This is a genomic window from [Clostridium] cellulosi (assembly GCF_036762875.1).
Classification (GTDB): Bacteria; Bacillota; Clostridia; order Oscillospirales; family Ethanoligenentaceae; genus Ruminiclostridium_D; species Ruminiclostridium_D cellulosi.
Genome location: NZ_JBAIZF010000031.1, coordinates 1 through 24,923 on the forward strand (window position 1 = coordinate 1; position 24,923 = coordinate 24,923).

The 24,923-nt window shown below is 42.3% G+C and carries 23 protein-coding genes; 15 read left to right on the forward strand and 8 right to left on the reverse strand.

Annotated elements, in window-relative coordinates; all coding sequences use genetic code 11:
• The first annotated feature begins 279 nt into the window (after positions 1-279).
• The 4 genes from V6C21_RS10310 to V6C21_RS10325 all read left to right on the forward strand — a co-directional run bounded on the left by V6C21_RS10310 (position 280) and on the right by V6C21_RS10325 (position 4,106).
• Positions 280-1,557 (forward strand): DUF1015 domain-containing protein, encoded by a 1,278-nt coding sequence (locus tag V6C21_RS10310; protein ID WP_045085344.1) that lies wholly within the window; start codon positions 280-282, stop codon positions 1,555-1,557.
• A gap of 153 nt (positions 1,558-1,710) precedes the next feature.
• Positions 1,711-2,019: a hypothetical protein gene (locus V6C21_RS10315; RefSeq protein WP_034838954.1), complete on the forward strand. Its 309-nt coding sequence runs from the start codon at positions 1,711-1,713 to the stop codon at positions 2,017-2,019.
• Positions 2,020-2,058: 39 nt separating this feature from the next.
• Complete coding sequence (locus V6C21_RS10320) at positions 2,059-2,970, forward strand: ABC transporter ATP-binding protein (protein WP_479268981.1); 912 nt, start codon at positions 2,059-2,061, stop codon at positions 2,968-2,970.
• Positions 2,958-4,106 (forward strand): ABC transporter permease subunit, encoded by a 1,149-nt coding sequence (locus tag V6C21_RS10325; protein ID WP_479268982.1) that lies wholly within the window; start codon positions 2,958-2,960, stop codon positions 4,104-4,106. Before V6C21_RS10320 ends, V6C21_RS10325 begins: the two co-directional genes overlap by 13 nt.
• Positions 4,107-4,241: 135 nt before the next feature.
• On the opposite strand, the gene safA is transcribed toward V6C21_RS10325, so the two are convergent.
• From safA to V6C21_RS10365, 8 genes are all read right to left on the reverse strand, one after another.
• Positions 4,242-4,811, reverse strand: a complete 570-nt coding sequence (gene safA, locus V6C21_RS10330) for a SafA/ExsA family spore coat assembly protein (protein WP_479269009.1) — start codon at positions 4,809-4,811, stop codon at positions 4,242-4,244.
• A 236-nt stretch (positions 4,812-5,047) separates the two neighbouring features.
• The gene (aspS, locus tag V6C21_RS10335) at positions 5,048-6,775 is read right to left on the reverse strand and encodes an aspartate--tRNA ligase (protein WP_479268983.1); all 1,728 of its coding nucleotides are present in this window, start codon (positions 6,773-6,775) and stop codon (positions 5,048-5,050) included.
• 334 nt (positions 6,776-7,109) lie between these two features.
• Positions 7,110-7,568, reverse strand: a complete 459-nt coding sequence (locus V6C21_RS10340; RefSeq protein WP_479268984.1) for a putative ABC transporter permease — start codon at positions 7,566-7,568, stop codon at positions 7,110-7,112.
• 158 nt (positions 7,569-7,726) lie between these two features.
• Complete coding sequence (locus V6C21_RS10345) at positions 7,727-8,167, reverse strand: RrF2 family transcriptional regulator (protein WP_479268985.1); 441 nt, start codon at positions 8,165-8,167, stop codon at positions 7,727-7,729.
• 31 nt (positions 8,168-8,198) lie between these two features.
• Positions 8,199-8,789 carry an HDIG domain-containing metalloprotein gene (locus tag V6C21_RS10350; protein ID WP_034838939.1) on the reverse strand — a complete coding sequence of 197 codons (591 nt, stop codon included), beginning with the start codon at positions 8,787-8,789 and terminating at the stop codon, positions 8,199-8,201.
• Positions 8,790-8,908: 119 nt separating this feature from the next.
• Positions 8,909-10,669, reverse strand: coding sequence for an ABC transporter ATP-binding protein (locus V6C21_RS10355; protein WP_034838936.1), 1,761 nt, complete (start codon positions 10,667-10,669; stop codon positions 8,909-8,911).
• Positions 10,670-10,687: 18 nt separating this feature from the next.
• Entirely contained in the window at positions 10,688-10,921 is a 234-nt protein-coding gene (locus V6C21_RS10360; RefSeq protein WP_479268986.1) for a hypothetical protein, read from the reverse strand.
• Positions 10,899-11,597 (reverse strand): M48 family metallopeptidase, encoded by a 699-nt coding sequence (locus tag V6C21_RS10365; protein ID WP_479268987.1) that lies wholly within the window; start codon positions 11,595-11,597, stop codon positions 10,899-10,901. The genes V6C21_RS10360 and V6C21_RS10365 overlap by 23 nt, the downstream gene beginning before the upstream one ends.
• A gap of 214 nt (positions 11,598-11,811) precedes the next feature.
• On the opposite strand from V6C21_RS10365, the gene V6C21_RS10370 reads away from it, so the two are divergent.
• The 11 genes from V6C21_RS10370 to V6C21_RS10420 all read left to right on the forward strand — a co-directional run bounded on the left by V6C21_RS10370 (position 11,812) and on the right by V6C21_RS10420 (position 24,909).
• On the forward strand, positions 11,812-12,504 hold the full coding sequence (locus V6C21_RS10370; RefSeq protein WP_479268988.1) for a response regulator transcription factor: 693 nt from the start codon (positions 11,812-11,814) through the stop codon (positions 12,502-12,504).
• Positions 12,504-13,751: a sensor histidine kinase gene (locus tag V6C21_RS10375; protein ID WP_051492430.1), complete on the forward strand. Its 1,248-nt coding sequence runs from the start codon at positions 12,504-12,506 to the stop codon at positions 13,749-13,751. The genes V6C21_RS10370 and V6C21_RS10375 overlap by 1 nt, the downstream gene beginning before the upstream one ends.
• 229 nt (positions 13,752-13,980) lie before the next feature.
• Positions 13,981-14,673 (forward strand): ABC transporter ATP-binding protein, encoded by a 693-nt coding sequence (locus tag V6C21_RS10380; protein ID WP_479268989.1) that lies wholly within the window; start codon positions 13,981-13,983, stop codon positions 14,671-14,673.
• The gene (locus V6C21_RS10385) at positions 14,663-17,095 is read left to right on the forward strand and encodes an ABC transporter permease (RefSeq protein WP_479268990.1); all 2,433 of its coding nucleotides are present in this window, start codon (positions 14,663-14,665) and stop codon (positions 17,093-17,095) included. Before V6C21_RS10380 ends, V6C21_RS10385 begins: the two co-directional genes overlap by 11 nt.
• A 415-nt stretch (positions 17,096-17,510) precedes the next feature.
• Positions 17,511-19,262, forward strand: a complete 1,752-nt coding sequence (locus V6C21_RS10390; protein ID WP_479268991.1) for a cache domain-containing sensor histidine kinase — start codon at positions 17,511-17,513, stop codon at positions 19,260-19,262.
• Complete coding sequence (locus V6C21_RS10395; RefSeq protein ID WP_479268992.1) at positions 19,259-19,390, forward strand: hypothetical protein; 132 nt, start codon at positions 19,259-19,261, stop codon at positions 19,388-19,390. The genes V6C21_RS10390 and V6C21_RS10395 overlap by 4 nt, the downstream gene beginning before the upstream one ends.
• Positions 19,390-20,364, forward strand: coding sequence for an extracellular solute-binding protein (locus tag V6C21_RS10400; RefSeq protein WP_479269010.1), 975 nt, complete (start codon positions 19,390-19,392; stop codon positions 20,362-20,364). Before V6C21_RS10395 ends, V6C21_RS10400 begins: the two co-directional genes overlap by 1 nt.
• A 65-nt stretch (positions 20,365-20,429) precedes the next feature.
• On the forward strand, positions 20,430-21,320 hold the full coding sequence (locus tag V6C21_RS10405; protein WP_034838915.1) for a carbohydrate ABC transporter permease: 891 nt from the start codon (positions 20,430-20,432) through the stop codon (positions 21,318-21,320).
• Entirely contained in the window at positions 21,310-22,146 is an 837-nt protein-coding gene (locus V6C21_RS10410; RefSeq protein WP_479268993.1) for a carbohydrate ABC transporter permease, read from the forward strand. The genes V6C21_RS10405 and V6C21_RS10410 overlap by 11 nt, the downstream gene beginning before the upstream one ends.
• 22 nt (positions 22,147-22,168) lie before the next feature.
• The gene (locus V6C21_RS10415) at positions 22,169-24,346 is read left to right on the forward strand and encodes a hypothetical protein (RefSeq protein WP_479268994.1); all 2,178 of its coding nucleotides are present in this window, start codon (positions 22,169-22,171) and stop codon (positions 24,344-24,346) included.
• 17 nt (positions 24,347-24,363) lie between these two features.
• Positions 24,364-24,909 (forward strand): D-lyxose/D-mannose family sugar isomerase, encoded by a 546-nt coding sequence (locus V6C21_RS10420; RefSeq protein ID WP_034838908.1) that lies wholly within the window; start codon positions 24,364-24,366, stop codon positions 24,907-24,909.
• Positions 24,910-24,923 lie beyond the last annotated feature (14 nt).

Below are 24,923 nucleotides of genomic sequence, written 5' to 3' on the forward strand. Positions count from 1 at the left end.
TTATTCATAGCGAATAGGAAACCTCCTTGCTTTGTTGGTGGGTTGCAGCTCAACTATAGCACAGGCTTTTCCTATTCGCTATCTTTTTTTATCCGCTAGTGTAACACATCTATTGTAATCCTACAATCAAATTAATTTGATATACCCATCCAGTGTTGCCTTATTCCTTTGCCTGCATTATAATGTATATTGTGTTTTCTTGTAAAATATAATTGCATGAAAATTCCGTGTGGAAAATGTTTCACCTTGTCATTATCAATTTATCTGGAGTGAAAGTAATTGAACGAAAAATTTTGTAAACTTGGGTTCCGCCCTGCGGATATCTTACTCCCAAAGAACTGCAACATGGAAAAATGGAGCGTTGTTGCATGTGACCAATATACCTCTGAGCCGGAATATTGGAAAAGTGTTGAAGATTTTGTGGGTAACGCACCTTCTACGCTGCATATGATTCTCCCTGAAGCGGAGTTAAATGCTGACGGCGTTGAAGAGCGTATCTCATCAATCAATAAAAATATGGACGATTACCTTGACAGCGGCGTCTTTAAAGAAATCAAGGAATCTTTTATTCTCGTTGAACGCACCCTCAAAAACGGAGATGTGCGCACTGGCCTTGTCGGAGCAGTCGACCTGGAACAATACGATTATAACAAAGGTGCAGCTTCGCTGATACGTGCGACCGAAGGCACTGTCCTTGAAAGAATTCCTCCGCGCGTCCGCGTCAGGGAAGGCGCAAGTCTCGAACTGCCCCATGTTATGCTGCTGATTGACGACCCAGAGTGCACAGTTATCGAACCGCTAACCGAGCAAAAGGCACAGCTTGAGACATTATATGATTTTGACCTTATGTTCGGCAGCGGACATATAAAAGGCTACAGGGTAAGCGGCAAGGCACTTGACAGCGTTGCTGACGCACTTTCTGCCTTAGGAGACCCCACATCATTCAACAAAAAATATGGGTTAGAAAACAAGCCCGTTTTGCTGTTTGCGGTTGGAGACGGCAACCATTCACTTGCTACTGCAAAAGAATGTTGGGAACGAATCAAAAAGACTTTACCTTGCGGAGAATACAATCATCCGGCGCGGTACGCTCTCGTGGAACTTGTAAACATCCATGACAAATCCCTTAATTTTGAGCCTATCCACCGCGTCGTGTTTGAAACAGACCCTGACAAGATAATTAGAGAGTTCTTAAACTTCTATCCAAGCGCAAAGCTCGGCGAAGGCGAGGGGCAGCGCATAGAATTCGTAAGCGCCCAGAAACGCGGCGTTTTGACGGTTAAGAATCCGGAGAGCGGACTCGCCGTTGGAACACTCCAGAATTTCCTCGACCAATACATAAAGAAAAACGGCGGCAGGGTTGATTATGTCCACGGCGAAGAAGTCGCCGAGTCGCTCGGCTCAAAGCCCGGCAATATCGGATTTTTACTTCCGCCGATGGGCAAGTCGGAGCTTTTCACAACCATTATTACCGACGGCGTTTTGCCGCGCAAGACATTTTCAATGGGTCATGCCTATGACAAGCGTTTCTACCTCGAGTGCAGAAAAATAAAATAATTTATATGCAAATAAGGCTGCCGAAACGGCAGCCTTTTGTTTTGAAATCTATTTAATTATAATTGCTTATGCATTATTTTGTTACTTATTGACTTTTATATGCATAAGTAGTAAAGTAGTAAATAATGGGGGGGAAGATAGGGAGTGATATGTTTGGAGAAAATTAAAAAATCGTTGTTAATAACACTTGCTTCAATCATGACTGTCTTCTCGTTAACTTTTACCGTAAACGCTTCATATATGGAAAGAGTAGTAGCTAGTTTTGACGAAACTTTTATTTTTAATAAGGGTATGCACTATTATAATAACTATTCATATAAAGACCTTATTATTCCAGTTGGCTATACATATAAAAAACTTCCTGATACCATAAAAGAAAAAACTAACATTCTTGAAGGATTGATGCAAATAGCTATTTTGCACCATACATGTAATTATCAAGTATATAAAGTAAAGCGTTAAATTTAAATTTTCCCCCATAAAATTTTATTGGAGGATATAATGGAGACACTTATTTTAAATAATATATCAAAGACATTGTCCAAAAGACAGATCTTAAAGAATATATCATTCAAAATGAACGATCATGAAATTGCCGGTTTTATTGGGCCAAACGGCGCCGGCAAAACAACTACTATGAAGGTCATCACCGACTTGCTCCGACCGGACGAAGGAACTATACGCATATGTGGATTTGATTTAAAAAATCAGCGGGAAAAGGCACTGGAAAAATGTTCGGCGATAATCGAAACTCCAAGTCTTTACAACTACTTGACTGGAAAAGAAATTTTACAGTATATAAGTAAAATACGAGGCATTAAAAAGGAAAGAGTGGAGGAAATCATAGATTTCACCGGTCTTGGAGAAAGAATATGTGACAAGGTCAGAAAATATTCGCTTGGCATGAAGCAACGGTTAGCCCTTGGAATTTGTCTACTGACGGCCCCCGCTCTTTTATTATTGGATGAACCGACAAACGGCTTGGATCCCCAGGGAATTATAGATCTCAGGGTAATGCTGAAAAAACTAAAGGACCAGAACGGCACATCCATACTTGTCTCTTCACATAACTTAAGCGAAATTCAAAAAATCTGTGACAGGTTTATCTTTATTAATGACGGTAAAATAATTTCTCAAAAAAATAATATAAACACCAACATAAAAACATTTAGAATGGAAATAAGCGATGCTGAAAAAGTAAATAAATTATTCAGTGAGCGCAGCGATATAGAGCAATTTAAAATACATAACAATAATGTTCAATTTTCGATTAACAACAGTAAACTATCGGAACTCCTTAAGGAACTTTTGAATAATAACATTGATTTTACGGACTTTGAGCAAATTACATGGAATATTGAACAGGAATACGACTGGATATACAACAGGGAGGATTTAAATTGCGATCACTGATATCTTTTGAATTATTTAAATTATTTAAACGGAGGAAGAATATAGCAGGAATAGTCGCATTTATTGTTTTAATATTGATTTATATTTTTACTTCAATTGGAATGGAGAAATCAAGATATGCAACAGATATATCTCTATGTAAGGACGATATTCAGTCTAACGAATCTATGATAAAATCAACAGACACTCCAAAAGAAACTGTGAAATTATTATCAAAACATGTCAGTTTAGTAAAAACAGAATTAAAGGCCCTTGACAATGGCGATTGGAAAACGTTTTTAAAGGCAAAAATACAAGACAATAATAATAAAATCAGTGAGATAAATAACGATTCTCTTATCAGTGGCGATAACCCAGACGAGCTAAAGGCTGAAAACAGAAAATATCAGTATTTATTAAATAACAACATAAAACCTATATATGAAAACTGCAATACGCAGGCCTTTAATTTCCTAAAGAACGTACTTACCGATATAATGCCGATAATTATGCTGATACTACTGTTTTTGATTTCAGCCGATATAGTTTCCAATGAAGCAGAAGGAGGCAGTCTCCGATTGCTTTTGGTTCAGCCTGTTTCAAGGAGTAAAATTATTTTCTCAAAATTCGCAGCGTCTGTCATATACTGCTTTTCTGTAATAATTTTTATTTTCGGAACCTTTTTTGTTATTTTAGGCTTAACACGCGGTTTTGGTTCTGCTTATTACCCGATATCTTTTAACAACAACTGCTTTTTAACCTTTTTTAACGCAAGAGACGTAAGCGTATCCATAATACCTCTGTATGCCTTTCTTCTATTATCAGTTCCAATATTAATACTGCTGATTATTGCAACGGTATCCTTTTCATTATTGTTCTCTACAATATTTAATAGCAGCGCAACCTCAATTTCGTTATTGATTATACTTACCGTGGCTGTTTATGTTTTCTTGAATCGTTTCAATATTCTAAAGCCTGCCGCACCAATATTGTTCTTTTCATATACAAATATACCGGGGCTTCTGGACGGTACAATATCTAAATCAATGCATCTTAATTCGATTACTTATACAAGCGGTGTGATTGTTTTTATTCTCTATACAATAATTTGTTACGCAACTTCAAGTTTTATATTCAATAAAAAAGATATCCATTGATTATTGCTGTATCATCAGTTAAACACGAACATAAGGTATAGTAAATTCTAAATAAAAAGGATTGTTTTCAGCCGGTTTTGGCGGGGAACAATCCTTTTTTGGGTATTGTAGATTATCCGAATCAATATAATTGATTTATGACGCTTTGATAAATTCCTGTGTCCAGAAAACAACTCCGGCGCTGTTTTTCGCCATGCCGACACCTATCTGATTATATGCCGGACTCAAGATATTTGCCTTATGTCCCGCCGAATTCATCCAAGCATTCATTACTTCCTGCGGGGTTCTCTGTCCCATGGCGATGTTTTCGCCGGCAGCTGAAAAACGAATACCGAAATTCTGCATCATCGTAAAAGGCGAACCGTAAGTCGGAGACGTATGTGAGAAATAATGCTTGTTTTCCATATCCTGAGATTTGTAGCGCGCCACGCGGGAAAGCTCCCAGTTTTTCGTGAGTTTCATAAGTCCCCGTTTTGCGCGTTCGTTATTTACGAGCCTTATAACCTCATCTTCAAAGGCTGTCGTGCTCGGCTGAGCCGGAATCGTGATTTTCTGACCTGGATAGATAAGCGAGATGTTTTTAATCTGCGGATTTGCAGCAATCAGTTCACTTAATCCAACCTGATGTTTAGATGCAATTTTCCACAGCGTGTCGCCTGATTTAACAGTATAAGTTGACTGCGCCGATGCAGTAATAGTCAGCATACATGCCGAAACAATGGCAGCAATGGTTCTTTTTAAATGCAACTTTACCACCTCATCCGTATTTTTATCTGTCGGAGGTGGTTTATGTCTGGTATATAAATGAAGTTTGATATATTTCATTATTATTTCTATTATTTAATTTAATATAATTAATTGCACCCGCAGCTTAAGCGTCAAATAATATTAAACTAAAAGCGGCCTGATGGTATTCAGGCCGCCTATATAATGTTATTACGTCAGCGAAGCTTTATATGCACTTCACGGAGCTGTTGTTCGGTGACTTCGCTCGGCGCTCCCATCAGAAGATCCTGCGCATTTCCGTTAAGCGGGAAGGCAATGACGTCGCGGATTGTATCCTCGCCGGCAAGCAGCATTACTATCCTGTCTATACCTGGTGCCATACCGGCGTGAGGCGGGGCACCGTAGTGGAACGCCGTATAAAGAGCGCCAAATTTTTGGATAAGATCCTCTTCCGAATATCCAGCTATTTCAAACGCCTTTTTCATAATCTGCGGCGAATGGTTTCTCACTGCACCTGACGACAATTCGACACCGTTGCATACTACATCGTACTGGTAAGCCAGTATATCTAACGGGTCTTTGTTCTCAAGGGCTTCAAGCCCTCCCTGAGGCATTGAGAACGGGTTGTGAGTAAACTCAATCTTGTCTGTTTCCGGATTATATTCGTACATCGGGAAATCGACAATAAAGCAGAACTCAAACGCATCCTTGTCGATGAGATTGAGGTTTTCACCGAGCCATGTCCTTATCTGGCCCGCATACAAATCAACTGTCTTAGGCTTGTCGCTGATAAAGAACAGCGTCTCTCCCTGTTTTATGCCGCTAAGTTTAATGATTTCCTGCTTTTGTTCCGGCGACAGGAATTTTTCAATCGGGCCCTTGAATTTGCCGTCATTAAGTGTGATATAGCCGAGCCCCTTCATGCCGATACTCAGGGCAAATTTCAGAGAGTTTTCAAAGAAACTCCTCGAACAGCCGGAGCAGTCAGCTACGATGCCGCGGACAGGTTTATTCTTGAACGCTTTGAATTCAACATTTGAGAAAAATTCGGTGAGGTCGCAGATTGTGAGGGGATTTCTCAAGTCAGGCTTGTCAGTGCCGTATTTGAGCATGGCTTCTTTATAGGTAATGCGTTTGAACGGAGCGGGGGAAACACGCTTGTTTGAAAATTTCGTAAACGCCTCATACAGGACAGTTTCGGCGATTTTCAGCACATCCTCCTGCTCAGCAAAGGCCATCTCGAAATCGAGCTGATAAAATTCGCCCGGAGAACGGTCTTGCCTTGCGTCTTCGTCGCGGAAACAGGGCGCAATCTGAAAATATTTATCGAAACCAGACACCATCAGCATCTGCTTAAACTGCTGGGGAGCCTGCGGCAGGGCATAGAATTTGCCCTTGTGCTTGCGGCTCGGAACAAGGTAATCCCTCGCGCCTTCCGGTGAGGAAGCGGTAAGAATCGGGGTCTGGATCTCCATAAAACCGAGTTCCTGCATGCGGTTTCTGAAAAAGCTTATAACCTCTGAACGCAAAACTATATTTTTATGAATCTTCGGATTGCGCAGATCAAGATAGCGGTATTTCAAGCGGATTTCCTCGCGCGTGGCGACAGAGTCTTTGATTTCAAACGGCAGCATATTTTTACATTCGCCCAAAACCTTAATGCTGTCTGCGTGCAGTTCAACAAGTCCTGTGTCGAGTTTTGGATTTATTGTATCCTCGTCTCTTTTGCGGACAATTCCTGTGGCCGAAATGACGGTCTCACGGTTTATACCCTCGAGCATTGAATCGTCGTGAAATACTATCTGCGTAACTCCATAATGGTCACGCAAATCCAAAAACTTGACGCTTCCATGGTCACGTATCGTGTCAACCCAACCGGCAAGAGTGGCTCTTGTGCCGACATGCTCAACCCTGAGCTCGTTGCAGTGATGAGTCCTTAACATCTTTTAACCTCCCAAAACAAAAAATCCCGGAAATTATCTTTTTAAAATAATTTCCGGGACGAGCATTCTTTGTTTTGCCCGCGGTGCCACCCGCATTGACGCGAAAACCGCGCCCACTTTAATATTTAATTTCCGGTATATTAAAAGGTGAAGTGTTCCCCGGCTTACTACTCTTCCAGAACGCGCTCTCAGTCGGTGACGCGTATTCCCTGTTGGAATTTCCACAAAAGCGGAGTCTTCGGGTTCTATTATATTCCATACCAAAATATCTGTCAACATATATTATTGGGATTTTGTATATCAAAATACTGAATAATTTTACTTTAATTTGCATTTAAGCTCCCGTAAAGAGCATTACATAATTGGCAAGGGGGCCGCCGCGCGGTTTTTTCTCATAAAAAAGCTTCCATCTAAGCCAATCGTCAAGATAGACTGCAAACGGCATAAGAAAAAACCACAGTATGCCATAAGGCAGGCAAATCTGACCCATTAAGTTAAAAGGAATACTGGAGTAATCCCAGATATCAAGCCCGAGTTTTATATTCAATATATAGCCGCTCACAAATTCAATCACGAGTGTAATCAATGTGCCGATAAGACACTGCTGCCACATGCGGCAGCCGCAAAAAAATGGGTGTTGATTTAATAGCCCGACACAGAGTCCGCATAGGCCGCCAACCCATATCATCGGAAGATATGTAACGCCCCGCCAAAGAAGCTCGACAGTCGCATAGCACATTCCGAGGACAAACCACAAAACCATCAGCCGCCACAAGTGCCTTAATACACGCAATTATATCACCCCACAGCACTACCCGTAAATTTTATGAGGCATGCTGTAACCATATACCTTGCGGCAAAACAAAAACCTGAACCGATACAATAAACCCTTCAGTTTATCATATGGTTCAGGTCTTTGTTTTAATTCGGAAAATCACACTGTCAGCAGCATTAAATATAAAACATCGGGCTGCTCGCCATGTCCCTGTAATTCTCAACGAGGTCGCGCAGTGATATTGAGTCGGCTGCCTCGGCGAGGCTTTCGTTTAGTTTATCCCATACATTTTTCCTGAGACACTGCTGAATATCATTGCTATCTGCGCCGCTGTCTGTATCCTCATCAACTACCATAAGGTCACCCTCAAGGCTGCGGAGAATATCGCCGACTCTTATTTTTGAAGGCTCCATCGCAAGGAGATATCCCCCCGAGGCGCCTTTTATACTGCTGACAAATCCCGCCTTTCTGAGCAGTGAAAACACCTGTTCGAGGTAGTTTACAGAAATATTTTGCCTTTTTGCAATACTGAACAGCGACACCTTTTCCCCGTTTGAGTTTACCGCCAAATCGAGCATGGCTCTCAAACCATATCTGCCTTTTGTTGAGATCCTCATACTAATTCCTTACCTATATTTTGTATTATGATTATACCGCCGCTGATTCGATATTTCCGCGAAGTCCAATCTCATCAGCAACAGTCTTCATACCCTCTATTGTCTGTTCAATTATATAATCTAACGGCTTGCCGAGCATCTCAGCGCCCTCGGCAATTACCTCGCGGTTGACATTGGCGGCAAAACTCTTCTGTTTCCACTTCTTCTTGACAGACTTTGTCTCAAGGTCAAATATGCTTTTGCTCGGCCTTAGAATTGCCACCGCGGATATAAGCCCCGTCAGTTCATCAATTGTATACAGGACTTTTTCCGCGTCTGTTTCAGGTTTAACATCGTTGACAAGCTTATAGCCATGGCTCTCAATCGCCCGAATTATGTTATCCGGAACGCCATAGGGCGTCAGTATCTCGCGGGTTTTATGACAGTGCTGCTCCGGATATTTTTCAAAATCCACATCATGTAAAAGCCCTATTACGCCCCACTCTTCCTCGTCAGCTCCAAAGAGCTTTGCAAAATGGCGCATAACCGCTTCAACCGTTATCGAGTGGCGCAGCAGGCTCTCCCCTTTAATGTTTTCATTAAGGATTTTTAATGCAGATTCACGGGTAATCACTTTTACCAGTCCTTTTATTACTAATCTTATATTAATAATGGGTATATTATACCATAGATAAAGAATATTTCAAATCTCTGCTGATAATTTAAGATGATAAAAGGCAACAAAATCAGCCACTATGAAAATTATTTTATAAGTGCGTCATCAATGCCTTCAAACTGCATATTGTAATATTTCGCGTAAATGCCGTTGAGCTTTAACAGCTCGGCATGTGTTCCCCGTTCAACAATACTTCCATCGTTTATAACTATAATTTCATCTGCGCTGCGTACAGTGCTAAGCCTGTGGGCTATAACCAGCGTAGTGCGGTTTTCCGCAAGACTGTCGAGGGATTTTTGTATATATCTCTCGCTCTCGTTATCAAGGGCAGAGGTTGCCTCGTCAAGTATCAATATAGGCGGATTCTTAAGGAATACGCGGGCTATTGAGATTCGCTGTTTCTGGCCGCCGGAAAGTCGTACACCACGTTCACCGACATAGGTGTCATAACCGTCCTCAAGGGACATTATAAAATCGTGGATATTCGCTTTCTTTGCAGCCTCTTCGATTTCTTCCTGAGTGGCCCCCGGTTTGCCGTAAGCTATATTGTCCCTGATACTGCCGGCAAAGAGGTAAACATCCTGCTGAACGACGCCGATTGCATTTCTAAGCGACTGCTGCTTGAATTTTCTGATATCCTGACCGTCGATAAGTACGCTTCCTGACGTTACGTCGTAAAACCTCGGCAAAAGCGAACATATAGTCGTTTTCCCGCCGCCGGACGGGCCGACCAGAGCAACCTTACGCCCTGCGGGTATCTTTATGTTGATGTTATTAAGCACCGGGTGCTCCTTGTCATAGCTGAACGAGACGTTCCTGTACTCGATATCGCCCTTGACATTTTTGAGTTCCACAGCGTCTTCAGCGTCTTTGATTTCCGGCTGGGTCTCAACGACCTCAAGAAAACGCTTAAAACCTGCATAGCCCTTTTGGAACTGCTCTGTGAAATTGATAAGCAGGTCGATAGGATTAATATAGATGTTGATATAGAGGGCGTAAACCGCAAGGTCGGCGGCTGAAAGCGTGCCGTTGACGATAAAAAACGCCCCTGACGCGACAATAACAATATACAAAAGGCCTTCAAAGAACGAGTTGCCGGCATGATAGCGGCCCATAATCATATAATTGTTAACCTTTGATTCAAGGAAAGCATTGTTGCTGCAGTCGAACTTCCTGCGCTCCACAGGCTCGTTTGCAAAAGACTTGACTACCCTTATGCCGGAAAGGCTGTCCTGAACACTGGCGTTTACTTTAGCTATCTTGACACGGTTGTCAAAGAAAACGGAAGTCATCTTCTTATTCATGAAATAGGAGTAAACGACCATTACCGCGGTTACCGCGAACAGAATAAGCGTCATTTTTACATTTATCGACATAAGTATGGCAAAAGAACCGACGATTTTTAACAGTGAAATAAACACGTTTTCTGGGCCATGATGGGCAAGCTCCGAGATATCGAACAGGTCGGAAACCAGCTTCGACATCATTTCGCCCGTATTGTTCCGGTCATAATAGGAAAAAGAAAGCTTCTGCATGTGATAAAACAAATCACGCCTCATATCGCTTTCCATACGGGCGCCCATTATATGTCCCCACGAGGTTATGAAATACTGGCAGAAATACTTGGCAATATACATTGCGACCAGTACTACCCCGATAATACCGATAGAATGAAGTATAACGCTTTTGCTTTGAGTAAAGACTGATTTTGTCACATAGCTCAGAATCAGGGGAAAAGCTAAATCTACGGCTGAAACAACCAGCGCGCAAAACAGGTCAAAGAAAAATAGAAATTTATATGGTTTATAGTAACTTAAAAACTTTTTTAAAACGCTCGACTTCTTCACGATATCCTCCAAATAAAATTAGTTTTTATATTCCTCGATAAACCCGCAGCGCGGGCATTGCGTATATGTTGAAACATTTATAGGCAGTGGGATAACCAAAAGCAGCAGCCAGCGCTTTCGGGTATAAATATAATGCGTCCCGCTGTAACCGCAGGCAGCGCAGTAACGCTCTATATTACCCTGCAAGACAGGTTTTCCGTCAAACATACCGAATGAAAAGAACAAGATATCAGCCTCCCCGTTCTTTCGCAAAATAATCCTTTCCAAGGAGATAAGAATGTGTCTTGAACCACTGGCGCCTTAAGTCATAATCGGGCATCAGCTCACTGACACGGTTCCAAAACGCATGTGAATGGTCAAGATGACTTAAATGCGAAAGTTCATGCACCACTACATAATCTATCATATCTATAGGCGCCATAACCAGCCGCCATGTAAAACACAGCCCGCCTTTCGATGAGCATGAGCCCCAGCGGGTCAGCGCGCTCGTCGTTTTAAGCGACGTATATTTTATATTGTGCTTTTCCGCGTAAAACCGCACACGCTCTGAAAAAACCTTTTTTGCCTCTTTCTTATACCAGTTAATTATAGCAGTCTGCGCACTACCTTTATACGCCGCCGGCACTGTCAGATATCCGTTTTCCGCTGTAATTTTACTTGCACTATCGGAAAAAGTGAGTGTATATTCGCTGCCTAAAAATACGAACTTCTCGCCCTCGGCCCACTGTTTCGGCGGGTTCTCACGCTTTCTTTTCAACATCTCTTTTTGCTTTTTTAAAATCCAGTCAGCTTTTTGCTCCACTGCACGCTTTATCAATGCTTCGGGTGTTTTAAGAGGCGCGCGGACAACAAGCCTTCCGTCGTTTTTTATCTCAAGAGAAATAGTTTTTCTCCTCGACCTTATTATTTCTTCAGCTTTTATTTTCAAAACGGACACCTGCCGAATATTGTACTTTTCCTTTGCATTATCATTAAAGTTTAACGTATTTCAATATAAAAGTCAAAACGAGTTGATTACTATATTAGCGGTTGATTGGAGCGCCTTCTTAAACTAATGACGAGATTTATTTATTATGATATACTTTAATTATCCAAAAGCAGCCAATACCGCTTATATAAATCGATTACCGGGAGATAAAGTTATGGAAAAAATATTGCTTGTAGAGGACGACTCCGCCCTTGCTGTCGGGCTCAAATACAGCATGGAAAAAGAAAACTTCTCTGTTGTAACCGCAGGCGGGGTAAAGGAAGGTTTCGAAAAGTTTCAAAGCGAGACATTTGACCTCGTTGTTTTGGATATCGGACTTCCGGACGGCACAGGGTTCGAGCTTTGCAAAATGATTCGTGAAATATCAAATGTGCCTATTCTGTTTTTAACCGCATGCGATGAGGAAACTAACGTCGTAATGGGGCTCGACATGGGCGGAGATGAGTATATAACAAAGCCTTTCAGGCTTCGCGAGCTGATATCCCGGATTAAGGCGCTACTAAGGCGCGCCAAAGGTAAAAACAGCGAAAGAATCGAGTCGCTGGGGTATGTCCTTCACCCTGAAGAATGTAGGCTTTTAAAAGGCGAAACCGAGATACCTCTAACGCCGGCCGAATGCCGCCTTGTCTATCTTTTGATGTCAAACCCCGGCAGAACACTTACGCGCGGCCAACTGCTTTCAAAGCTGTGGGACAGCGGCGGGGATTTTGTAGACGAGAATACGCTGACGGTCTATATAAGGCTCCTGAGGACAAAGATAGAGGAAAATCCCTCCTCCCCTAAGATAATCCTTACAGTCAGAGGAATCGGCTACAAATGGAACGTCGGCAGCGGAGGTGCAAACTGATGTTTCAGTCAAACATTTTTGAAAACAGTGAAAACAAGCGGCTCTTTGCAGTATTCGCTGTCACAGCCGCTCTTTTTATAGTCTGGACTATCCTATTCACTGGTTTTTTTATAAATAATTTAAAGGAATCTGTTGTTGAAAGAGAAGCATCTATCGCGGGTCAGCTTATAAGCAGCGGGGTGGCCGACAAGGACAGCGTTATTGCGGCGTTTACGTCGGGCAATAACGCGGAATTTGCGTCTCAAGGCGAACAGGCATTCAAGGCAGCAGGATATAATATCAAAACCACCGACTTCGTGCTGCCGTTTCTTGGCGGCGAAAAAAAGTCCTTTTATATCGGTATAATTGCCGCCGCTATCATATTATTGGGAATAATCTTCTTAGCATATTGCGTTCGCATGAACCGAGTTTATACAAAAATCGAAGAGGCCAGGCGCCAAGCAATAAAGATAAGCCGCGGAGATTTCAATACACGGCTCGACGATACGGAAGAAGGCGCCTTTGCAAGGCTGTTCCATGCGTTTAATGAGATGTCCGCCGGCGTCAGCGCAAAATATGAAAAGCTATCAGAGGATCGTCTTTTTCTTAAGAACCTGATTTCGGATATATCACATCAGCTTAAAACGCCGTTGTCCGCGTTAAAGATGTATAATGAGATACTTTTGCAGGAACCTTTGAGCGACGCGGCCCTTGAATTCACAAAAAAGAGTCAGGAACAGCTTGAGCGCATGGAATGGCTTATATTGGGTCTTTTGAAAATGGCAATGGTTGAAACAGGGTTCCTTGATTTAAATATTAAAGAACACAATTTAATGTCGATTATAAAGGATTCAATCAACGATTTCGAACTCAGCCTCAACAATAAAAACATTGAAGTAATCCTGTCCGGCGATGACAAAATTTCATTAAACTGCGACGCCGGATGGCTTAAAGAAGCATTCGGCAATGTAATTAAAAACTGTATGGAGTATACTCCTCAAAACGGAAAGATTACAATTACAATCGAAGAAACCCCCATTATGATTTCTGTCAAGTTCCACGATTCGGGAAAGGGTATTCACAGAGATGACCTGCCTTTCATCTTTAAGCGCTTCTATCGCGGGAAGGGCAGCCACAGTTCCGGCAGCGGGATAGGGCTTCCCCTTGCCAAGTCCATTACCGAACAGATGGGCGGGACCCTCACAGCGGGAGGCGCATACGGAAGCGGCGCGGAATTTACCTTTTCTTTCCCAAAAACCGTTATCTAATTTGGTCAGGCGCTTCAATTCTGCCGCATTACCGTTTTACCCCGCCGGTGACATCTTACACAACATTAAAAAACTGTAAGGTTTTGTCCGGTTTTATTTATGGATTTGTAAGAATGGATTGTTATAATGTTGCCGTAAGATGAAAACCACCGGTTCACGCCGGCAGCTTGCCTGCGCCGGGTCTTGTCAAAAGCACGGCAGACAGGCTCTAAACACAGGAGGTCATCATATGCAGATTTTAGCAACCCACGACCTGTCCAAGGTCTATGGAAAAGGCGAAACGAAAGTTGTAGCGCTCAAACCGACTAATTTAACGGTTAATAAGGGAGAATTTATTTCGATTATCGGGCCGTCTGGTTCAGGCAAATCAACACTTCTTCATCTGCTCGGCGGGCTCGACTACCCCACGTCCGGCAGCGTTACCATCGACGGCACCGATTTATTTTCAATGAAAGAAAAGAATCTGTCGATTTTCAGGCGTCGCAAAATCGGGTTCGTATTTCAGGCATACAACCTCGTCCCTGTCCTTACGGTCGAGGAGAATATCACCCTGCCTATCTTGCTCGACCACGCCACTCCGGATATGCAGTATATCAACGAGCTTATAAATACGCTCGGCCTTGACAACAGAAGAAAACACCTGCCGTCACAGTTGTCCGGCGGCCAGCAGCAAAGGGTGGCTATTGGGCGCGCCCTCGCGACCAAACCATCTATTATCCTTGCCGACGAACCGACAGGAAACCTTGACAGCAAATCCAGCAAAGAGGTTCTGTCGCTGCTGCACATGAGCGTTCAGCGCTTTAACCAGACTCTTATTGTAATTACCCATAACCCTGAAATCGCCGAGGGGGCTGACCGCATACTGCGCATTGAAGACGGAGTCGTAACTGAAGTCAAGGCAGGTGAGCGGCATGATGGATGAGAGAGGTATCGCCCTGCGCTATTTGAAAGCGCAAAAAAAACGCAGCATACTTCTGGCTTTCGGCGTAACCCTCGCCATTGCGCTTATCTGCGCCGTCTTTTCAATGTTAAACGCCATGCAGATGTATACGGTTATTGAGGCGAGCGAAAACGGTATATGGCATATTGTCGTCAAAAAAACCTCATCTGAGCAGGCTGGCCAGTTAGCAAAAAGAATTGATGTTGCCGCATCCGGACGGTCATTAGAAGCAGGAACGGCAATAATTAATGAAGATTTATCCATGGGGCTGACAGGCTGCGACGCTGACGGCGCAAATCAGCTTAATTTACACATAAAAAACGGCAAGCTGCCCCAGTCTGATAATGAAATTGCGCTGGAAGAATGGGCAGCCCGCAAAATCAACTCAAAGCTTGCTGTCGGCGATACGATTACAGTCACTCTGATGGACAAAACCTCAAAAACATATAGAATCAGCGGAATCCTTAAAGACCACAACAAAAACAAGAGTAGTAATTATATTGCCGGCACCATCACTTTGAACGAGGCTAAACGTATAATGAAAACCGATAAATCCGATACCCTGTTGCAGGTTAAAAGCGGGGTTGATATAGAGGATTTTGTAAACAGCCTTGTCAAAGACCAGAAAATCAGCAAAGACTCGATTCTGCAGCATACCACCCTGCTCGCCGCAGAGGGAAGGTCAAAAAATGATAGTGCGAAGCAAATCTATATAATCGGCGGATTTCTCGCTCTGCTCGTGGTCTTTGCCGCCATTATAATGATTTACAACGTATTTAACATCTCCGTAGCCCAACGGGTCAGACAATTCGGTATGTTAAGGGCGCTCGGGGCTACTCCCAAACAAATCCGCACGCTTGTAAAATCAGAGGCAGTGTTTGTTTCGCTGTTTGGAGTGCTCCCAGGTATTCTGTGCGGCATAATTGCAACAAATGTGCTGCTTCTCTTCCTTAGGACAATAATGCCGGAGTATTTCAGTTTTTACAGCGGCAGTATTTATATCTCTTGGATTTCGCTTGTAATAGGCGCTGTAGTCGGAATACTGGCAACATTCATTTCTTCCCTGCTGCCAGCCCGAAAAGCTGGAAAGATTTCACCAATTGAAGCGATGACGTCAGTTGTACGCAGCGGCAACATTAAGAAAAAAACTGCCTGGGGTATTCTTACCAAAATACTTCCGATTGAGGCGGCTGTTTACCAAAGGCGCCTTATGTTCCGCAAGCGTTCATTTATTGTTACAGCACTGTCGCTGTCTTTTGGCATACTGCTCATCCTGTCTTTCAGCCCGCTTACGGAACTATTCAAAATGGGAACCTCTCACAACTACGATTTAGGCGATATGTATATTATCACTGCCGACGGCTCAGGCATTCCAGACGACCTTATTGATTCCATCGGAAAGATAGACGGCGTAGATAGGATATATCCAAAAAGAATGGCATCTGTTGACGCGACATTTGAATATAAACTGCTGGGCGACGACTACAAGGACAGCATTAAAGACGGTTCTCCGTTTTCGTTAAAAGCCGATTCAAATGGGTTTGTAAAGCCGCCGAGCAAGTCAACGCTTATCGGCATTAGTGACAGCGACCTTAATAATCTCAAATCAAAACTCGTTTTCGGACGCATTGACCCAAATCAGCTCAATAATGAAAACGGCGTAATTCTAATTTTGAATATGTCAACCTCCGCATGCAACTCTGACCTTCGTCCCGGACAATTTATCAAAGTCGGGCCGCGCAAGCTTAAAATATGCGGCATTGTTAAGCCTGACGCTCTGATGTATGCAGCTAATGACAAGGTATTTCTGGGTATGTATACAACAGAAAAGGTCTTTAACTCAATTAATTCAAATAAACCGAGCCTTGTTACGCTTAACCTTAAACGGGACGCAGACAGCGATATCGTTTTCAGCAAATTAAAGGAATTGACCAAGGGCAATAAAAATCTTAAGGTTTACAACCAAGCTGAAGGTCAGGATGTCTCAAAGAGGATTGTGCTGGTCGTTGACGTATTTGTGTATGGCTTCATCACAATAATTGCATTAATCGGAATCCTTAACATCATAAACACTATGAGCACCAGCATTATTACGAGAACCCGCGAAATAGGCCTGCTGCGGGCAAGCGGCATGACTATGGGGCAGGTTACGGCGATGGTTGCCTGTGAGTCGGCACTTTACGGCATACTTGCACTCATTATCGGCCTTGCCGCAGGTATACCGCTGCACCGCCAATTCTTTATCCTTTTGATAAAACGCAATTACGGCATTCCGTGGGGCATGCCATGGTATCTCGTCATAATATCTTCTGTCATCACTGTAGCCGCGATTATGATATCTATCATTTCCCCGCTCTCGCATATTAAGAAAATTGAAATCACACAGGCAGTAACAGTGGATTAAGGTGTTTTCATACCTACACAAGTCAAGTACCATCGGCTAAGCCGGCGGCTTGATTAAAACCTATAAGGGCATAATACTGGCAGGCACTATTTACGCTCTGAAAACTTCCTATCCCAAAACATTCCAAAGAAAGGTGACCAGTCCTACAATGGGCTGGTCGCCTTTTTTGTTACCCTACTTTTGTAATTCCCTCTTTAAACATGCCTGTTCTGTTCCTCTTGTGATGATAGGGATCATGAATTTTTTATAACAAAATTTTTATTTGTGATAATATATAAAATATGATAAGCTTAAAGTAATCTTTTTGACATCTTGCAGCTGAGCAGCAAGGTGTCTTTTTGTTATATGCGAAATTTAGAATAGTTTTAATCTATTTTGCTCGTTATGTATAAACAAAAAGGCGCAATTTGGGGGTATGGCTTTGAGAAAGAAGAGATTTTTTCCTTTGCAGATAAAAATACTGCTGCTTTCGCTATTTGTCGTTATCATTCCTATTACGACCTTTGGAATAATATCGTTTAATCAAACTTCACAGATTATGCAGCAGAAAATCAGTCTTTCAAATATGAATACGGTTGAACAAATCGGCAATAACATCGAATTCATTGTGCAAAATGTCCACGACATATCTTTATATTTAATCCAAAACGAAAATGTGAGAACTTATTTTCATCTGCAGGGTAACGAATCGATAGACACAATTTATCACAACAAGCTGAAGATCGAAAGCGATTTACAGCAACTGATATCACCGAAAATTTTCATAGACTCTATCTATATAAAAGGTGTTAACAATCTCGAATTGAATACAGCAGATCACCGGAATGAGTTAAGTCCCAATACGGTCAGCCGGTCAGCTGAGCTTTATGGGAAACCTATTTGGTATCTGGACACAGTTTATGATTATAAAAACAGGCCGATAAAAGTCTTCTCCATGGTAAGGTCTATTTATGACACAAGCAACATCACAAGAAAGCTGGCGGTAATGAAAATTAATGTAAATGCCGACGCTTTTTATAATATTTACAAAGATAAAATGATTGTGGAAAGCGATGAGTTTTTTGTTCTGGACAACAACGACACTATCATTTCAGCCACAAGTTCGAATAAAGTCGGAGATACATTCGATTATTCAATGTTCAGCAAAAGCCGGTTGAATTCAGATATGGGTTACTTCCAGATCAAATTCAAGGGTCTTGTCTATCTGGTAACATACTATAAGTTCGGGAACAACGGATGGAAAATTATAAATATTGTTCCATTGAAGCAACTCTTGAAAGACAACACAAAGGTTCAGGACGACCTTATTATTACCATTATTATTTGCTTTGCGGTATGTACAGCAATAATAACGTTCTTTTCAGGAAGAATACTTGCCAGGCTTAAAAAATTGTCAAAATTAATGGGAAAAGTTGAAAACGAAGATTTTGACGTTTATATTGAGCCGAAAGGCAATGATGAGATAACCCGGTTATATCACAGCTTTAACAGAATGTCAGCCAAGCTTAAGGAACTGATACAAAAAGTCTATTCTGTTCAGCTAAAACAAAGAGAAGCTGAATTAATGGCTTTGCAGGCACAAATCAATCCGCACTTTCTGTATAATACGCTGGACAATATCTACTGGATGGGAAGAATGGAAAAGGCCTTTGAAACAAGTAAAATGGTTCAGGCTTTGTCAAAACTTTTCCGCCAGAGCTTGAACAACGGCGAAGAAACTACCAAAGTCAGAAATGAAATCGAGCATATAAAGAATTACATTATCATTCAGCAGATCAGATATAAGGATAAAATTACCTTTTCATTAAATGTCGAAGATGATACCCTCGATTACTTAACAATTAAGTTCGTGCTGCAGCCTTTGGTTGAAAACGCGATTGTCCACGGGTGCAGAGATCAGGATAAATGCGGCATGATTGAAATAAGCGTTTTCAAAGAAAACGGAAAGCTGTTATTTAAGGTGGAAGATAACGGCGTTGGAGTAGATCTGGACGAGATTAACAGACTTTTAGAAGAGCCCGACGGTAAGCGCGGAATGGCAATAAAGAATGTAAATGACCGGATACAGCTTTTCTTCGGCGATGAGTATGGATTGAAATTTATAAAAAAGGAGAACGGCACAACAGTAATTGTAACACAACCGTTAATAGAGGAGGGCAAGCAATGATTAAGGTAATGATTATCGATGATGAGCATATAATCCGCACCGGCATCAGGACATCAATCGACTGGAATTCCTATGGTATGGCTGTCGTGGGTGAAGCGTCAAACGGCAAAGAGGCCCCAACAAACTGATTAATGCGGTTGACGATGTTCTTGACAAAGACCCAGAATGGAAAAATGGTTTCTATGATGGTATATTTAATGATTTCGTAAAGGATGGCAAAACCTACGGTATTCCCTTCCAAAAGCTCGATACGCATTTGATTTTTTATAACACAAAAATATTCAACGATGTAGGCATTTCTGAATTCCCGACAACCTGGGCGGGATTTGTGGATGCTATCAAAAAGATTAAAGCTAAAGGCCTCACACCTATTTCACTCGGCAATAAGGATAACTGGGTTGCGGAGTCCTGCATACTCAGCACGCTGGCTGATCGTTTTACCGGACCGGACTGGTTTGACAGCATAAAGAACAAGGGCGGTGCAAAGTTTACCGATCCTGAGTTTGTGCAGGCGCTGACAACATTGCAGGAACTTGCAAAAATCGGCGCTTTCAACAGCGATATGAACTCCCTTGATAACATGCAGCAGAAAACAGCTTACTATAACGGCAAAGCCGCCATGTTCATGGAAGGCAACTGGGCAATCAGCAGCGTTGTCAATGATGCTCCAAAGGAAATCTCCGAAAACACCAGCCTTGCAATCCTTCCGGCGGTTGACGGCGGCAAGGGCGATGCCCTTGATAACTCAGCGGGCGCCGCATGGTCTTGGAATGTTAACGCAAATGTAACAGGCGCTAAGAGAGACGCGGCATTTAAGTTTATCAAAGCAGTAACAGATTCTCATTATGCTACAATCGCCGTTGAAAACAACGCCTTCCCTGCCAGCAAACCCGAAAAAGTTGATAACAGCAAACTGGCTTCTCTTTCTGTAAAGTATCTTGATATTTCGGCAAAATTCAAGCCGGTTCCGATCTACGACTCACAGCTCCCGGCAGACCTGATTAATGTTATGAATACCGGTATTCAGAGCCTGATGATAAACAAAATGACCCCGCAGGAACTTGCTCAAAAGATACAAGCAGCCTACGAGGCAAGTAAATAAGAGATAACCCTTAGAGATATTTTTCCAGGGAGGCAACTCCCTGGAAAAAAATTAAGGAGTGCATCATGATTACCAAAACACTTCAGCCTAAGCGCGGCGTTATAGCCGCACTTCTTTTTCCTGGATTATTTATATATGGATTCATCGTCATTCTGCCACTTTTCACCTCTCTGTACTACAGTCTGTTCAATTACAGCGGCGGTCTAGCTTCGAAATTTATCGGCTTCCAGAACTATGCGCAGCTAATAAAAGACATGGATTTTTGGAATGCCTTTAAAAATAATTTGATAATTATTGCACTCTGCTTGATAGGCCAGTTGGGAATTGCAATGATTATCACAGTATTCATGACGTCCAAGCTGTTAAGATTCAATGCATTCCATAGAAATGTTATTTTCCTTCCGGCTGTTATATCGGCTGTTGTTGTAGGCTTTTTGTGGACCATCATATACAACAAGGATTATGGATTCTTAAATGTAATTTTGAAGAATATCGGTCTTGGTTCCTTGATTAAACCGTGGCTGGATGACCCGAAAATCGTAATGATTTCTGTAAGTATTCCAATAATATGGCAGTACATTGGATTTTATATGGTTATCTTTCTTTCGGCATATCAGAGCATTTCGCCTGATATTTTTGAAAGTGCGGAGCTGGACGGCGCAACCGGAATTAAAAGAACATTTTTTATTACACTGCCACTGATGAAGGATACAATGAAGGTCGCCGTAATGCTCTGCATAGCAGGCAACATGAAAATATTTGACCAGATTTACGTCATGACCGGCGGCGGACCAGGCAACAGTTCAACTGTGCTGGCGCAATACGCCTATCAGAATTCCTTTATCATGTTCAGACTGGGCTATGGCAGTGCAATTTCTATCGGTATCCTGATTCTTAGTGTCTCAATCATTCTTATCAGCCGGAGACTCTTTGGAGGAGATAAAGATGATACATAAAATTGCACGCGGCCTATTAAAATTGGCAATAAACCTGTTTGTACTCTTGTTATCCATTTCGTGCATATTCCCGCTTATATGGATGCTCTATTCATCATTCAAGACAAGCAAGGAATTCAATCGTGATATTATTTCGCTTCCCACTCACATTCAGTTTGACAACTATCAAACAGTCATGAAAACCGCAAATTTTGTTGTTCCATTTCTTAATAGCATATTCAACAGTGTAATCTCAGTTATTCTTGTTATTATACTGGCTTTTGTAATAAGTTACTGCATAAGTAGGTACAGATTCAAAGCAAAAGGCTTTATTTATATATTGCTTTTATGCGGAATGCTGATTCCTATACACAGCCTGCTGGTGCCATTGTTTATACAGTTTAGGATTATCGGCCTGACTAATCAGCATTTTACGCTGATTCCTCCTTATGTGGCGATAGGTTTGCCGATGGCGGTGTTTCTGTTTGAAAGTTTTCTAAAATCAACACCGACCGAAATTGAAGAGGCGGCCTATATCGACGGAAGCAATCTGATGACCGTAATATTCAGAATTGTAATGCCGGTATGCCGTCCGGTTATCGCAACGGTTCTCATCCTTACGTTCTTGAACTCCTGGAACGAGTTCCCGTTTGCATTGGTGCTGCTTACAAATCCGAAATTAATGACTATTCCGGTAGCACTAACCAACTTCAACGGCCAGTATACAATTAATTATCCACAGCTTTTGGCTGCAATGACAATAGCGGTTCTGCCGGTTGTTCTGGTTTATATCTTATTCTCAAAGAATATTATACAGGGCATGACGGCGGGTTCAGTTAAAGGTTAGTCGAAAAATACTTTGTTAGAGGGTGAAATTATTGGAAAGAGGCGTATATTTTGACGGATGGTACAAGGACAATCATTGCTACCATCCCAGCTTGCCAATAAGAAATATCCGCATGATTGAGGATTTGGAGAAATACCGCGCTACGCTGCTTGTCTGGTCTGCATTGGGCGGCGGTTCAATATCACTGTCGTACCTTGAAAACGAGGCGTTTGGCAAGGTTGACCCAAGACTCAGGTTCTACGGATTTATGAACGATTCCGAGTATATCGCGGAATGCAATAAAAGGGGCATAAAGGTTTTCGGTATTGTCTTTGAGGTACAGGGCTGGGAGTTCCCGGTTGTACTAAGCGAAGATAAAAAGGAATTCCTTGATTTTAATATCATAAAAGGAGACAAGCCTCACGATTGGTACGGCCTGCGTGAATTCACCAGCGATAAATATCCCGATCTTTTTGAAAAGAAGTTCAGGGATTACTTCCCCGACGGATTATATAACAGCGACGGCGAAGAAGTAACCGATATCTGGGAAGAATGCTGCTCAAGAGATTTCTACGGCAATCCGACTCATTCGGAATGGGTCGAAGTAAAGGGACACAAGCATCAGGCGTATCAGATGTGCCGCAACAATCCCGTATGGCGCGAGTATTTGAAAAAAATAATAGAAATTCAAATCGACGCCGGGGTCGCCGGAGTTCAGCTTGATGAATGTGAGCTGCCGATGACATCTGTAAGATACGGCGGATGCTTCTGTAAAGACTGCATGAAACAGTTTAATGAATATCTGAAAGAGCTGAAAGCAAAAGGTGAACTGCCGTCAGAGCTTGCAGATGTTGACCTTGACAAATTCAATTACGGTGATTATCTGCGCGCAACTGGGCTGCCTTATCCGGGAAACATCAGCGACCTGCCTCTTTATAAATACTACTGGGATTTTCAGATGAGGGCCGTTAAGAAGCATTTCAACGAACTCGCGGATTACATACGGGAATACGGTGAAAAGAAGGGCAGAAAAGTACTCGTTTCAGGCAACTTCTTTAACATTATGCCGGTGTATTACCCGCTCGAGAGCAATGTGGACGTTATTATAACGGAAATGAGGCAAACCCTTTTTAAAGAAATAAGCTGGTACAGATATGTAGCGGGTTTTGCCGGTGACAAGCCTGTCATCGTGGCCGAAAATCCTTACGGAAGCGTAGTAATAGACCTTGTTAAAATGCTTAACAATGGCAAGGGGTATGACCTGTATAAATTATTGCTGGTTGAGGGTTCCGCATACGGCTGCAATATGGCGGTGCCTTACGGCGCATGGATGGGCAACACGGTAAAGGATGCCTTCTGGCCTCCGCGTGAAGTAACCGAGCAGGTACAGAACTTTATCGCCGATAATGAAAGGCTGTATTCTACCCATTCGGGCGCAAATTTACTTGTACTATACAGCTTCCCGAGCTATTACTGGAGAGAAGCGATAGCCGGTTACTCCAGCAGTGTACTGGATGACTCTGAAGGTGTTCTTTCATACAGCGTTATAGATGAAAATGATCCCAACAGCATCCGGCTTCCTTTCTGGGATGTAACGAAATGGCTTTCTAACAATCAGATTTGCTATGACGTAAAATTCATAGCTGACGGCGACTTGCGAGAGGATACGTTTAGCGGCGCTGATATTGATAAGTACGATTTGGTCGTATTGCCAGACTGCACTTATTTAACGCAAAATCAAGCTGATGTAATTGAGCAATTCGTCAAATCCGGCAAAAAAGTATTGGTATTCGGAAATACCGCGGAAAATATTCCGGGTTGGTTAGAGAACTTAAGGAAAATGGACGGCGTTTTCTATTGTCCGAATCCACGCGACAGAGCTGCCGCACTAAACGAATTTGCAAGCTGCTTTGAAAAAGCGTATGAGGGCATGCGTCAGATCTCAACAGACAATGATACTGTCGGTATACAAACTCACGAGATTGAGGGTGGGCTTGCCGTACATATCATAAACTATAACTATTCAGAAGATGCTGATGCGATTACGCCGATAGATAGGCTTAAACTCAAAGTTAATATTCCCGGAACAGAGTTTAAGAGCATAAAAGTCCATACGCTTGAAGGTAAGCCGTTAGAATTTAGCAGCAATTCGGAAGAAAACATCTTTAATATTGAACTTCATAACGTTCCTCTTTATACCGTTGTTGAGCTTATTAAATAATGAAAGCTGGTAATAGAATGATAAGCAGGAAACAGTATGAAACAATATGTGAAAAAGTGTTGAAATTCTTTGAGAAAGCTTCAATAGCGATTACCGAAGACGAAAAGAAGAAAATTGAGGTTGCGGACTTCGGATTGAATGACATTGAAAATACAGGGCTTCAGTTGGTTACTTTTGTAAATACCGACAGGGTCTGCGCAAAGGAAATGGTACTCTTCCCTCACCAGACCTGCCCCGAACACCGGCATCCCGAAATGGGAAATTCGCCCGGCAAGGAGGAAACCTTCAGATGCAGATATGGAAAGGTTTATCTCTATGTTGAAGGCGAGAAAACAGAAAATCCACACTGCAAACCGCCTGCAGGCAGCGAACAGTATTATACAGTATTTCATGAAATTGTGCTCAATCCCGGCGAACAATATACTATCTACCCCAATACGCTGCATTGGTTTCAGGCTGGTGACGATGGTGCCATTGTATCGGAATTTTCAACCCATTCCGAGGACTCCCTTGACATTTTCACCGACGTCAGAATTGACAGAATCCCAAAGATAGGAGATTAAGTCCTAATAATCGC